12 protein-coding genes and 1 pseudogene are annotated in these 12437 nt (G+C 69.0%); 5 read left to right on the top strand and 8 right to left on the bottom strand.

What is annotated here, in order from left to right; translation table 11 throughout:
- Positions 1-4 precede the first annotated feature (4 nt).
- Complete coding sequence (locus LRG07_RS05880; protein ID WP_370641507.1) at positions 5-1669, top strand: glycoside hydrolase; 1665 nt, start codon at positions 5-7, stop codon at positions 1667-1669.
- Complete coding sequence (gene malQ, locus LRG07_RS05885) at positions 1666-3159, top strand: 4-alpha-glucanotransferase (RefSeq protein WP_238636565.1); 1494 nt, start codon at positions 1666-1668, stop codon at positions 3157-3159. Before LRG07_RS05880 ends, malQ begins: the two co-directional genes overlap by 4 nt.
- Positions 3160-3173: 14 nt before the next feature.
- On the opposite strand, the gene glgP is transcribed toward malQ, so the two are convergent.
- Together glgP and LRG07_RS05895 are read right to left on the bottom strand one after the other, a co-directional pair.
- Positions 3174-5729 carry an alpha-glucan family phosphorylase gene (gene glgP, locus LRG07_RS05890; RefSeq protein WP_238641968.1) on the bottom strand — a complete coding sequence of 852 codons (2556 nt, stop codon included), beginning with the start codon at positions 5727-5729 and terminating at the stop codon, positions 3174-3176.
- A 137-nt stretch (positions 5730-5866) separates the two neighbouring features.
- Complete coding sequence (locus LRG07_RS05895) at positions 5867-6076, bottom strand: cold-shock protein (protein ID WP_201170011.1); 210 nt, start codon at positions 6074-6076, stop codon at positions 5867-5869.
- Positions 6077-6300: 224 nt separating this feature from the next.
- Between LRG07_RS05895 and LRG07_RS05900 the strand changes: the two genes are divergently transcribed.
- From LRG07_RS05900 to LRG07_RS05910, 3 genes are all read left to right on the top strand, one after another.
- Positions 6301-6669: a phasin family protein gene (locus LRG07_RS05900; RefSeq protein WP_201170014.1), complete on the top strand. Its 369-nt coding sequence runs from the start codon at positions 6301-6303 to the stop codon at positions 6667-6669.
- Positions 6670-6782: 113 nt separating this feature from the next.
- Positions 6783-7136: a metalloregulator ArsR/SmtB family transcription factor gene (locus tag LRG07_RS05905; protein WP_201170016.1), complete on the top strand. Its 354-nt coding sequence runs from the start codon at positions 6783-6785 to the stop codon at positions 7134-7136.
- On the top strand, positions 7133-7804 hold the full coding sequence (locus LRG07_RS05910) for an alpha/beta hydrolase (protein WP_201170019.1): 672 nt from the start codon (positions 7133-7135) through the stop codon (positions 7802-7804). Before LRG07_RS05905 ends, LRG07_RS05910 begins: the two co-directional genes overlap by 4 nt.
- A gap of 16 nt (positions 7805-7820) precedes the next feature.
- Here the strand turns inward: LRG07_RS05910 and LRG07_RS05915 are convergent, their stop codons facing one another.
- The 6 genes and pseudogenes from LRG07_RS05915 to LRG07_RS05935 all read right to left on the bottom strand — a co-directional run bounded on the left by LRG07_RS05915 (position 7821) and on the right by LRG07_RS05935 (position 12396).
- Complete coding sequence (locus LRG07_RS05915; RefSeq protein ID WP_201170021.1) at positions 7821-8207, bottom strand: DUF3775 domain-containing protein; 387 nt, start codon at positions 8205-8207, stop codon at positions 7821-7823.
- A gap of 80 nt (positions 8208-8287) precedes the next feature.
- The gene (gene queE, locus LRG07_RS05920; protein WP_201170023.1) at positions 8288-8917 is read right to left on the bottom strand and encodes a 7-carboxy-7-deazaguanine synthase; all 630 of its coding nucleotides are present in this window, start codon (positions 8915-8917) and stop codon (positions 8288-8290) included.
- 3 nt (positions 8918-8920) lie between these two features.
- Positions 8921-9265, bottom strand: a complete 345-nt coding sequence (locus LRG07_RS13980; protein WP_304117854.1) for a 6-carboxytetrahydropterin synthase — start codon at positions 9263-9265, stop codon at positions 8921-8923.
- Positions 9266-9274: 9 nt separating this feature from the next.
- Positions 9275-9598: pseudogene (locus LRG07_RS13985) on the bottom strand (6-pyruvoyl tetrahydropterin synthase family protein); the annotation flags it as partial.
- A 328-nt stretch (positions 9599-9926) separates the two neighbouring features.
- Positions 9927-11090: an alkaline phosphatase family protein gene (locus LRG07_RS05930; protein ID WP_238641969.1), complete on the bottom strand. Its 1164-nt coding sequence runs from the start codon at positions 11088-11090 to the stop codon at positions 9927-9929.
- On the bottom strand, positions 11083-12396 hold the full coding sequence (locus LRG07_RS05935; protein WP_238634675.1) for a GAF domain-containing hybrid sensor histidine kinase/response regulator: 1314 nt from the start codon (positions 12394-12396) through the stop codon (positions 11083-11085). Before LRG07_RS05935 ends, LRG07_RS05930 begins: the two co-directional genes overlap by 8 nt.
- Between the last annotated feature and the right edge of the window lie 41 nt (positions 12397-12437).

Genomic DNA, 12437 nt, shown 5'->3' on the forward strand with positions numbered 1-12437 from the left:
GCACATGCACCAGCCGAGCTACCTCGACCCCGGCACCGGCGACTACCTACTACCTTGGACCTACCTGCACGGGATCAAGGACTACGCCGACATGGCCGCCCACCTCGAGGCCAACCCGGCGGCGCGCGCAGTGGTCAACTTCTCCCCGGTTCTCCTCGAGCAGCTGGAGGACTACAGCCGCCAGATCGCCGGCTTCCTGGAAAGCGGCGAACGGCTGCGCGACCCCCTGCTGCGCGCCCTGGCCATGCCCACCCTGCCGGTCAACGAGCACGAGCGGCGCCGCCTGGTCGAGCAGTGCCAGCGCATCAACCGCCAGCGGCTAGCGGACCCGTTCCCGGCATTCCGGCACCTGCTCGAGATCGCCGAGATGGTCAGCGCCCACCCGGCGAGCATGCGCTACCTCAGCGACGCCTTCTTGGTGGATCTGATCACCTGGTACCACCTGGGCTGGATGGGCGAGACCGTCCGCCGCGGCGAGCCGCGGGTCCAGCGGCTGATCGACCAGGGCAAGGGCTTTACCCTCCACGACCGACGCGAACTGCTCGGCGTAATCGGCGAGCTGCTCGCCGGCCTGCCCCACCGCTACCGCCACCTGGCCGAGACCGGGCGGGTCGAGCTGTCGATGACCCCCTATGGGCACCCCATCCTGCCACTGCTCCAGGATCTGCAGTGCGCCCGCGAGTCCTGGCCCGAGAGTTCCATGCCGGTGGTCGACCGCTATCCCGGCGGCGAGGACCGGGCGCGCTGGCACCTCGAGCAGGGCATACGGCGCTTTGAGCACACCTTCGGCCACCGGCCGCGGGGGTGCTGGCCGTCGGAGGGGGCGATCAGCCAGGCCACCCTGAGGCTACTGCAGGAGTTCGGATTCCGCTGGGCGGCCAGCGGCGGCGCGGTCCTGGACAACAGCCTCGGCCCGGAGGGCACCGGCAACGGCCAGTGGCACCGGGCCTACGCCCTCGACGCCGAGGGCGACAGCGGCGACGGAACCCGCTGCTTCTTCCGCGACGACGGGCTGTCCGACGCCATCGGCTTCGAGTTCTCCGACTGGCACGGCGACGACGCCGTCGCCAATCTAATCAGCCGCATGGAGGCCATCGCCGCCGGCTGCGAGGCACCGGAACAGACGGTCATCCCGATCATCATGGACGGCGAGAACGCCTGGGAGCACTACCCCGCCAACGGTTTCCATTTTCTCAACGGCCTGTATCAGCGGCTCGGCGATCACCCGGGACTGGTGCTGACCACCTTCGCCGAGGCGGCCGAGGAACTCGAGCCGCGCCCCCTGTCACGACTGGTGGCCGGCAGCTGGGTCTACGGCACCCTCTCCACCTGGATCGGCGAGGTGGACAAGGATCGGGCCTGGGAGCTGCTTGCCGAGGCCAAGCAGGCGTTCGATCAGCGTATCGGCGCGCTCGACGAAGCCGCCCGGGAACGCGCCGAGGCGCAGCTGGCCATCTGCGAGAGTTCGGACTGGTTCTGGTGGTTCGGCGACTACAACCCCGCCGACGTGATCCGCGACTTCGACCACCTCTATCGGATCCAACTCGCCGCGCTGTACCACGCCCTGGGCCAGGAGCCGCCGGAGCACCTGAGCCACGCCTTCGCGCGCCAGGGCCGGGGCTCGCCCGAGCGCGGCGGCGTGATGCGCCACGGACGCGCCGAGCCGTGAGCGGCGCGGAGCTGGCCGAGCGGCGCCGGGCTGGGGTGCTGGTTCACCTCAGCGCCCTGCCTGGGCCCGCAGGCAACGGCGACCTGGGGCAGCACGCCTACCGCTTCGTGGACTGGCTGGCGGCAAGCGGCTTCACCATCTGGCAGATGCTGCCGCTCGGCCCCACCCACGACGACCTCAGCCCCTACCAGGGGTTGTCGGTTCACGCGGGCGAGCCGTGCTACATCGACCTAAACGCACTGGCCGAGCGGGGGTGGCTGACGCCGGAGGAGCTTCACCCCCCAGAGACCGGAGACGATCCTGTCGCGCTGCGGGCCTGGCGCCGCTCCTGCCTGCACCGCGCCCACCAGCGGCTGCGCGAACAAGGTGACGCACCGACCGAGGCGCAGATCGACGCCTTCCGGCGCGAGCAGGGCCACTGGCTGGAGGACTACGCCCTCTACGCCGCCCTGCGCGAGGAGCACGGCGACGCGGCCTGGTGGACGTGGCCCGCCGCCGAGCGGGACCGCGAACCGGCGGCGCTGGAGGCAGCCACCCACCGGCTGGCCGGGCGGATCGACCGCCACATCTTTGAACAGTACCTCTTCTTCAGCCAGTGGCAGGCGTTGCGCGACTACGCCGCCGAGCGCGGTGTCCAGTTCTTCGGCGACGTCCCCATTTTCGTCGCCCACGACAGCGCCGATACCTGGGCCCACCGGCGGTACTTCCGACTCGACGACGAGGGGCATGCGGCCCTCGTCGCCGGCGTGCCACCGGACTATTTCTCCGCCGAGGGCCAGCGCTGGGGCAACCCGCTCTACGACTGGCAGCGCCTGCAGGGCGACGGCTTCGCGTGGTGGCTCGAGCGGCTGGCCACCCAGCTGGCCCTGTTCGACTTCGTGCGCATCGATCACTTCCGGGGGCTGAGCGCCTGCTGGGCGATCCCGGCCGAGGCGCCCACCGCCCGGGACGGATACTGGGAGGCAGCCCCCGGGGACGCCCTACTCGAGGCGGTGGAGGAGCGCTTCGGTCGGGTCCCGCTGGTGGCCGAGGATCTGGGCGTGATCACCGAGGACGTGGAGCGGCTCCGCGAGCGCTTCGCCCTGCCGGGGATGAAGGTGCTGCACTTCGCCTTCGACAGCGACGCCGCCAACCCCTACCTACCCCACCAGCACCACCGGCACTGCGTCGTCTACACCGGTACCCACGACAACGACACCACCCTGGGCTGGTACGCCGACCTACCGGAGGCGACGGCGCAGCGGCTCCACGCCTACCTGGGCCACCCCGGCGAACCGATGCCGTGGCCGCTGATCCGGGCAGCGCTGGCGTCGGTGGCGGGACTGGCCGTGATCCCGTTGCAGGATCTGCTGGCGCTGGGCGGCGAGCACCGCATGAACGTGCCCGGGGTTGCCGAGGGCAACTGGCGCTGGCGTTTTGAATGGGAGTGGCTGCCCGACCCCCTGGCCGGGCAGCTGCGCGCCCTCAACGAACTCTACGGCCGGCTCTAGGCGGCGGTCGCCGCCTAGAGCCAGCGCATCCGCCCCAGCTCCAGCGGGTGACCGAGCAGCGGGTGGCTCGGGTACATGCAGATACGGAAGTACTGCAAGCCGTTGAGGCGGGGTTGAATGTCCAGGGAGAACAGCGGATCCCTGTCGTCATCACCGCCAGTGGGCGAGAACACGAAACGCTGGGTCTGGCCCGGATCCCGGGGGTGGGGCACCGGGCTGAAGCGGCACTCGACGGTGACATCATCGCCACCCAGCCCGTTGAGCTGCGCCTTCACCCGCAGACGCAGCGGCTCTCCGTGGCGCAGGGCGTCCGGGGCCTCGTCGATCAGCTCCAGGGCCGTCCCGTCCCAGCAGGCCCGCACATGCTCCTTCCAGGCGGCCAGACCAGCGGCGCCGGCCAACTCCTCGTCGGTCAGGCGCCGATGATGTCGGGCGGCCGGGCCATAGAGATCGCGCACATAGTCCATCACCATGCGCTGCGCATTGAACCGGGGCAGCGTCCTGCGCATCGAGGCCTTGGACATCTGCACCCAGCCGGCCGAGTAGCCGCGCTCACCGCGATCGAAGTAGAGCGGCGCCACCTCACCGGCAAGGGTATCGAGCAGGTCGCGGGCCTCCTCGCCGTCACGGTACTCCGGATCGAAGCCCGGCGCGTGGGGGTAGATCGCCCAGCCGTTGTCCCCGGCGTAGCCCTCATCCCACCAGCCATCCAGAACCGAGAGATTGACCACCCCGTTGATGGCCGCCTTCTGACCGGAGGTGCCGCACGCCTCCAGGGGGTACTCCGGATTGTTCAGCCACACGTCGACACCGGTCACCAGCTTGCGCGCCAGCGCCATGTCGTAGTTCTCCAGCAGCAGAAGCCGCCCGATCAGATCGGGATCGAGGGTCAGCTCGTGGATCCGCCGAATCATCTCCTGGCCCTGCTCATCGTGCGGGTGGGCCTTGCCGGCGAAGATCAGGATCATCGGCCGCTCGGGATCGTTGAGCAGCTGCTTGAGACGCTCGAGGTCGCGGAAGATCAGCAGAGCGCGCTTGTAGGTGGCAAAGCGGCGGGCAAAACCGAGCACGAGGACATCGGCCTCGGGGTCGCGGATGAAGCGGGTCATGCGCCGGATCATCGCCTCGGCCATGCCGTTGCGCTTGCACCGCGCCTCGACCCGGGCACAGACGTCGCGGAGCATCTGCGACTTCAGGCTCTGGCGCATGCTCCAGTAGCGGTGATCGGGCAGCTCGTCGACCACGCTCCAGAACGCCTCGTTGCTCAGCTCGCTGCGCCAGGCCGGCCAGCGCTGATCGAAGAGATTGCCCCACTCCTGGGCCAGGAAGGTCGGCACGTGCACGCCGTTGGTGATGGCGTGGATGGGGTTCTCCTGAGCCGGCACATCAGGCCAGATGCGCGCCTCCATCTCCGAGGCCACGCGGCCGTGGATTCGGCTGACCCCGTTGTGGAAGCGCGATCCGCGCAGGGCCAGGCTGGTCATGTTGAAACCCGGCTGCTCAGCCCGCCCGTTGCCCAGCGCCAGCAAGGTATCGATATCGAGCCCGGAGTCCCCGAGCGCAGCCCCCAAGTATTCGCGGACCATCTCCGGATCGAAGATGTCGTGACCCGCCGCCACCGGCGTGTGCGTCGTAAACACCGAGCCCCCGGCGACGCCCTCCATCGCCGTGACGAAATCGACGCCGGCCGCCACCCACTCGCGGCAGCGCTCGACGAGCTGGAAGGCCGAGTGCCCCTCGTTCAAGTGCCAGACCGTCGGCGCCACGCCAAGCTTGCGCAGCGCCCGTACGCCCCCGATGCCGAGGCAGAGCTCCTGCTTGATGCGCATCTCGGTGCCGCCGCCGTAGAGCTGATAGGTGATCGAGCGATCCTCGGGGGTGTTCTCGGGCACATCGCTGTCGAGCATGTACAGACGCACGTGGCCGGCCCGCACCGACCAGATGCGCAGCTGCACCGATCGTCCGGGGAAGTCGACAGCCACCCGCAGCTCCTCGCCGTCACCATCCTGGCGTGGGTAGGCGGGCAGCTGCGCCACCTCGGTGGGCACGTAGTGCGCCACCTGGCGCCCTTCGTGATCGATGCTCTGGATGAAGTAGCCCTGGCGATAGAGCAACCCGACCGCGATCAGCGGCACGCGCAGATCGCTGGCCGCCTTGCAGTGGTCACCGGCGAGGATGCCGAGGCCGCCAGAGTAAAGGGGCAGGCTCTCGTGCAGGCCGAACTCGGCGCAGAAGTAGGCCACCAGGTCCTGGTCCGGATCCAGGTGCGGGGCAACCTCCGGCGACGTGTCCTGCTCCAGATAGGTGTCGTAGGCGGAAAGGGTCCGGTTGTAGTCTTCCAGGAAGGTCGGGTCCTCGGCGGCACGCTCTAACGCCTCCTGGGGAACCCGGCGCAGGAAAACCTTGGGGTTGTGGCCGCTGGCCTCCCAGCACTCGGGGTCAATCTGGTAGAACAGCCCCCGGACTCGCCGGTCCCAGGAATAGTAGAGGTCATCGACCAGCTCGCGCAGGCGGGCGAGTGACGGCGGGAGGCAGGGGTGGACTTCCAGGGTGAAGACGCGTTCGGACATGGGTGGGGCAACTCCCTCTGTGGACCCCTCTGTTTAGCACATGTCGCCGGGGCGCACACGCACGTCCCACAACGAGAAAGGCCCGCCAGGGGCGGGCCTTTCTCTCAATGGCAGCTTACTGCCGCTCTGGCGGCGGTTTAAAGCGCTGCGACGTCCTCGGCCTGCAGGCCCTTGGGGCTGCGGGTCACGCTGAACTCGACCGCTTGACCCTCGTCCAGGGAGCGGAAACCGTCGCCCCGGATGGCACGGAAGTGGACGAACACGTCTTCACCCCCCTCGCGGCTGATGAAGCCGTAGCCCTTGGCGTTGTCGAACCACTTAACCGTACCTTGTTGACGCTCTGACATCTCAAACAACCTCTGTATTAATCATCGTGACGCGACCTCCATGAGGACCAGGGTCAGGTCTTGCTGTCGGTCGCACCCCATATATTGGCACAAGTTGGGGGCCTCGCAACCTGCCACCCACGAGTTTTTTTCAACCGATTTTGTTGCGACGCAACATGGCCACTGCTATGCTGCATGGCAACAATCGAGACAAAGCCCGGAACGGCGCGAAAGGAGCGGTGGCAATGATGAACTACCAAGAGATGATCAAGCAGATGCAGACCCAGTTCGGGCCCTATGCCGAGCCCTTCCACGGTGTGAACAGCAAGATGCTCGAGCACTGGGAGAAGATGACCGATTACCAGCTGGACATGGCCCGGCGCTACACCGACGCCACCCTCGGCAACCTGCGCGAGGCAAGCGAGGTCCAGTCGCCGGAGCAGCTGCAGAACTACCTGCAGAAGAGCGTGGAGGCGGCCCGCGAGACCTCGGACAGCCTCGCCAAGGACGCCCGGACTCTGGCCCAGCTCAGCCAGGCGATGACCGAGGACCTGCAGCAGTCGGTCCGCGAGAGCACCAGTAGCCTGGCCGCGAAGACCACCAAGGCCGCGTGAGCGGACGCTAAGACGGCGCCCCCCCCCCCCCCCCCCCGGGGCGGGCCGGGGGGGGGGGGGGGCGCCATAGCTATTCGCTTGAACGAATACCGCGCGCCCCCTACCCTGAGCGCATGCCCCTGACGCCCGACCACCTGTTCCGACTCTTCGGCGACCCCACGCGGCTGCGTTGCCTGCTTCTGCTGCGCCGCGAGGGCTGGTTATGCGTCTGCGAGCTCACTGAAGCACTGGGCATTATTCAGCCCAAGATCTCCCGCCATCTGGCCATGCTCCGCGAGGCCGGGCTGGTCGAGTGTCGACGCCGCGGGCAATGGGTCCACTACCGCATCAGCCCCGAGCAGCCCCCGTGGGTGGCGCCGATCCTCGACGCCGCCGTCCAGGCCAGCGACGCCCTGGCCTGGCACCAGGAGGATCGTGAACGGCTGGAGCGTATGGCCAACCGAGTCACCACCAAGGATCAAGCATGAACGAGACCTCCCTGCTCGAGTGCGTGGAGAAGCGCACCGGCGAGAACGTTTCCGCCAGCATCATCTGGCTCCACGGCCTGGGCGCCGACGGCCACGACTTCGCGCCCATCGTCGATGAACTCCGCCAGAGCGCCGGTTACGGCGTGCGCTTGATCTTCCCCCACGCCCCGGTCCAGCCGGTCACGGTCAACGGCGGCATGTCCATGCCGGCGTGGTACGACATCCGGGGCCTTGGCGGCGGCGGCATCGATGAGGATACGCCGGGGCTCGAGCGAGCACGACTGCAGATCGAGGCGCTGATGCGCCGGGAGGTGGAACGCGGCACCCCCGCCGAGCGCCTGTTCCTCGCAGGCTTCTCGCAGGGCGCCGCCACCGCCCTCTACACGGCGCTCAACTCGTCAACCCCGCCGGCCGGGGTCATTGCGCTTTCGGGCTGGTTGCCGAGCGCCACGGAGACCGGCCACGACGGGGCACGGGCCCCGGTCTTCATGGCCCACGGGACGCAGGATCCGATCGTTCCCATCGAACTCGGCCGCCAGGCGGCTGCCGAGCTGGAGGCCGCAGGCCATCCCGTGGAGTGGCACGATTTCCCTATGGAGCACGCGGTCTGCATGCCCGAGATCCAGCGCCTGGACACCTGGCTATCGAACCGGCTCGGGCGGTCGTAGCCGGCCCGCGCGGCCTTCAGTCGTCACACTCGAAACCGAAGGCATCCAGTCCCTCTTCCAGGTAGTCGGCCGCCAGCGGCGTAGCGAGGATATAGTCAGCGGTCCGCGGGTTCCACGCCGACTTCGCCTCGCTGCGCGCCTCCGTCCACTCGCTGGCATCGAAATCGCCGCGTCCGATCCACATCAGCGCCACGACCTCGGCCTGCTCCGCCGGCTCCATGTCCTCGAAGGTGGCACGCAGCTCTTGCACGCTCAGGTCATCGGCGTGGTCGGCAAGGACCTGAAGCGCCCAGTCGTCCTCGGGGCCATCCGGCGAGTCGGGGATGACCACCGCCTCCTTAGCCTGGAACTCCCGGCACTTGCGGATGATAAAGCAGACAGTATCCAGACTGACCTCGAACATGACCTTTCCCCTCGCCAGAGGCGGACCTGAGGGTCCACGTTGCCTGGGTCCCCGGCCGAGCGCAAGCGGCGCCCCGAGGGCTACGGGATACCCAGGTCTTTGTGGATCTGCATGCTCAGCCACCACTGCGGGTGCGCACGGCAGTAGTCCAGTGCCGCACGGGTATGCGCATCGCGCTGGGCATCGTCCAAGGGCTGGAGATAGAAGTGGCGGAATGCCAGGTGGGCGTAGCGCTCCGGCTCTGCTCCGGGCTGCGGATAGATCAGCTTGAGTTCGTCACCGGCGGTGACCGCCAGCTCGGTCCCTGCTTTGGGGCTAACGCAAAGCCAGTCCACGCCCGGCGCCAGGGGCAAGGTGCCGTTGGTCTCCACGGCCACCTCAAACCCCCGGGCGTGCAGGGCTGCCAGCAGGTCCGCGTCGAGCTGTAACGCCGGTTCACCGCCGGTGCAAACGACATAGGGCGCACCGCCGTCGGGCCACTGCGCCGCCACCGCCGCGGCCAGCTCCCCGGCGTCACCGAAACGCCCCCCGCCGGGACCGCCGGTACCCACGAACTCGGTATCGCAGAACCTGCAGACGGCCGTCGCTCGATCGGACTCCCGGCCGCTCCACAGGTTGCAGCCGGCAAAACGCACAAAGACAGCCGGCCGGCCGCTTCGCCCTCCTTCGCCCTGCAGGGTATAGAACAGACTGTGGACGGCGTAGCTCACGGCTCAATCCGGCCAGGCGATGGCCCCGACGCCGTCGCGCTCGTAGCAGTCCACGCGGTGGAGTTCCGGCAGCCGCTGGTGCGCGGAGCGCGCCACCCAGGCGGCCAGACTGGCCACGTCCCCGGCCTCGAGACCGGCGATCGCGTCCAGGCGCTGGTGGTCCAGCGCCTGGCGCACAGGCGCGAAGGCCGCCTTGACGTCGCCGTAGTCCAACGTCCAGCCGAGCACGCGGTCCAGCGGGGCAGTGACATGGACCCGCAGCCGATAGCCGTGCCCGTGCAACCGGCCGCGTCGATCTCCGGGCCCCGAAACGCAGGTGGCGGCCTCAAAACGCTGGGCCTTCCAGATGGTGTGCCGCTCGCCGTCGTAGGTGCAGCCAGAGTGCTCCGTCTCATGGACATGCAATCGGGTAAGCCCGGGGCAGCGGGGACGGAGCTGCTCCCAGAGCCAGACGGCAATGAGTTCACTGGTGGGGTTGTCCAGGAAGTCGTTCAGGCAGGCGCGGTCCAGGGCCTCGCCCAGCGGCGCCCACGCCGCCCCCAGCCCCTCAGCATCGGCGCCGGTGGCCTCGAGCACCACCAGGTACCCGTGCCCGTGCATGCGCCCGCACGGGTGGCCTTCGGGGACGTAGGGCAGCCGATGGGCCGCCTCGAACCGGAAGGCCCGCCACGCCCAGTCCACCTCACCGCGGCCGACGCCGCGATCCGGGGCACTGCGCAGCGCCAGCCGCCGCGGGGTCACGCCAGCGGTGCGCAAGCACCGGCCGAGCTCGTCGAGCAGCCGGTCGTCAGCGGGATCCTCGAGGCGCTCGTTGAGGAGCGTGTAGTCAAATGGCGCCGTCACGCGGGCGCACGCATCGGCCAGCGCGTCCGGATCGGCGGCACCACCATCGGGCGCCGCCCGCACACGCAGCCGGAAGGAGTGGCCGTGCCAGCCCCGGCCAACGCGTCGCGCGGCCTCGAAGGGCACCTCGGCGGTGTAGAGCAGGGATTCCATCCTGCTGATGCTATCACGGCCGTGCGGCAATCAGCGGCACCCACTGCTCACTGGCCGAGGCGCCACCGTGCACGCCCACCTGGGCGAAACGGCCCTCACCCACCAGCCGATCCTTGATCACCCAGCCGTCCGCAGGCAACAACACCCAGTCGCCGATCCTCCGGCGCAGCCGGGGGTGCTCGGGCATCGGACCGAACCAACCGGCTGCAAGCAGCTCTTCGGCCCGGGCGACCTGGCAGACGGCCCCCAGGCGCTCCCGACAATAGAGCTGGAAGTCGGTCTCGGTGCCGGGACGCAGGTAGCAGTAAGCCGCCCGCGGCTCGCCGCACAGCGGCAGGGCCAGCATCTCGGCGAGTTCCGGATGGTCCTCGAGGTAGAGGGTCCGCTCGGGGGCGGTGTCGATCAGGCCGTGATCGGCCGTGGCCAGCACCACGGTATCGGTACCCTGGACCCCGTCGAGCAGTCGCTGCCAGGCGATATCGATGGAGCGAAACTGATCGCGCACCGGCGCACTGTCGACCCCGTGCTGATGGCTCAGCGTATCCAGATCCGGCCAGTAGGCGTAGACGAATCGGCGCTGCCGGCCGGGCTCGCGGGCGATCCGCACGAGCACCTCGCGCAGCTCGTCCAGCCCCTGATAACCGTGGCGCCGGGCATAGCGTCCCGTGACCCCGCGGCTGTACGGCGTATCGACCAGCCAAGAGGGCTGGACGACGTGCGTCTCGGCCTCGAAGCGATCCCAGATCGGGTCGCGCTGAAGCAACTCGGCGCTTTCCGGCTCGATACCGGACCACTGCCCCTTGCCCACCCGCGGCCCGAAAGGCAGCCAGGCGGTGACGGCGCCGAGCTCGTGGACGTACATGAACCAGCCTGTGACCCCGTGCCCCCGCGGTGGGCGGCCGGTAATGATACTGGTCAGCGCCGCCGAGGTGGTGGCCGGGAAAACCGAGGTCAGCCCCCGAACCCGGTCTCGGGCCAGTGTGCTGGCCGGCTGTCGGGCCAGGAAGTGGTCGCCGAGGCCGTCGATAATCCAGAGGATCACCGTGCGGGCATCCTCCAGCCCCAGGTCCGGATCGAGGTCGAGGGCTGGATAGTGGCTCGACCCGGCCGCGAATGCGCGACCCAGGGAGGCCATCAGGTTGACCAGCCCGCTGCCCTCGTAGCTCGGCTTATCCATCGCCGGAAACCTCGCTCTCCGCAGGGAAACAGGGCAGTTCGACCCAGAAGACCGACCCGACCCCGGGCTCGCTGGAGAAGCCTAGCTCTCCGCCCATCTGCTCAACCAGGCGGCGAGTCACCACCAGGCCGATTCCGGTCCCCTCCACCTCCGAGGATTCCAGGCCCAGGCGATTGAAGGGGTAGAAGACCTCGCGCTGGCGCTCCTCAGGGATGCCGACCCCGGTGTCCCGCACCCGGAACCGGATCCGGTTGGCGGCGGACGCTTCGACCTCGAGGTCCACCCGCCCCTGCGGCCGGTTGTACTTCACGGCATTGCTGAGCAGGTTGAACAGCACCTGCCGGATGCGCTGTGGATCGGCCCGGATCGTTGCCGGGGCATCAGCGGCCTGCTGCACCGACAGGTGCACCCCAGCATCGGCGGCCAGGGGACCGAGCAGCTCGACGCACTGATCAACCAGCGACCCCGGCGCCACCCACTCCGGCTGCAGCTGCACCCGACCGGCCTCAACCCGGGAGAGATCGAGGATGTCGTCGATCAGCGACAGCAAGTGCCGACCACCCCCGAGGATCTGCTCGACGTAGCCGGCCTGGCGCTCGGAGAGCGGCTCGCGCGGGTCCTGATCGAGGATCTGGGCGAAACCGAGCACGGCGTTCAGCGGCGTGCGCAGTTCGTGGCTCATGCTTGAGAGGAACTGGCTCTTGGCCCGATTACCCCGCTCGGCCTCCTCGCGGGCCTGCTGCAGTTCGAGGTTGGCGCGGCGCAGCTCGGTGGCCGCCCGCTCGGCGCGCGCCCGCTCTTGATCGAGACGCTGGTTGGCCCGGCGCAGCTCGAACTCGTCCACCACCATGGCCGCCAGCTCCTGCAGGGTCTCCAGCTCGGCGCCGGAGAGGGTCCGCGGCCGGCGATCCCCGAGGCATAGGGTGCCGATCCGCGCGCCGCCATCGACGACCAGCGGCACCCCGGCGTAAAAGCGCAGGTGCGGGGGCCCGGTAACCAGCGGATGGTCCGCGTAGTACGGATCCCGGTGGCTGTCAGTGACCACCAGCGGATCCCCGGTCTCGATCACGCAGTTGCAGAAGGCGATCTCGCGCGGCGTCTCCGTCAGCTCCAGCCCGCGAGCCGCCTTGAACCATTGCCGCTCGCGCTCGACCAGCGAGATGAAAGCGATGGGCACCTCGAAGACCCTTGCGCACAAGCCCACCAGCCGGTCAAAGGCCACCTCGGGGCCGCTTTCACCGCCTTGGTACCGCGCCAGGGCCTCGAGGCGGTGCGCCTCGTCCGCCGGGATGCGGGATGATGCCATGGTCAGAAGGCCTCGCCTGCCAGCCGCATGCCTGAATCCAC

The sequence above is a fragment of the Halorhodospira sp. 9622 genome (genome assembly GCF_022228025.1).
GTDB classification, from domain to species: Bacteria; Pseudomonadota; Gammaproteobacteria; order Nitrococcales; family Halorhodospiraceae; genus Halorhodospira; species Halorhodospira halophila_A.

Bases quoted from the DNA above. Each gene is read 5' to 3' on its own strand.
- LRG07_RS05880 (WP_370641507.1), top strand. From the start codon at position 5: ATGCACCAGCCGAGCTACCTCGACCCCGGCACCGGCGACTACCTACTA.
- glgP (WP_238641968.1), bottom strand. From the start codon at position 5,729: ATGTCCGAACGCGTCTTCACCCTGGAAGTCCACCCCTGCCTCCCGCCG.
- LRG07_RS05895 (WP_201170011.1), bottom strand. From the start codon at position 6,076: ATGTCAGAGCGTCAACAAGGTACGGTTAAGTGGTTCGACAACGCCAAG.
- LRG07_RS05900 (WP_201170014.1), top strand. From the start codon at position 6,301: ATGATGAACTACCAAGAGATGATCAAGCAGATGCAGACCCAGTTCGGG.
- LRG07_RS05905 (WP_201170016.1), top strand. From the start codon at position 6,783: ATGCCCCTGACGCCCGACCACCTGTTCCGACTCTTCGGCGACCCCACG.
- LRG07_RS05910 (WP_201170019.1), top strand. From the start codon at position 7,133: ATGAACGAGACCTCCCTGCTCGAGTGCGTGGAGAAGCGCACCGGCGAG.
- LRG07_RS05915 (WP_201170021.1), bottom strand. From the start codon at position 8,207: ATGTTCGAGGTCAGTCTGGATACTGTCTGCTTTATCATCCGCAAGTGC.
- LRG07_RS05930 (WP_238641969.1), bottom strand. From the start codon at position 11,090: ATGGATAAGCCGAGCTACGAGGGCAGCGGGCTGGTCAACCTGATGGCC.
- LRG07_RS05935 (WP_238634675.1), bottom strand. From the start codon at position 12,396: ATGGCATCATCCCGCATCCCGGCGGACGAGGCGCACCGCCTCGAGGCC.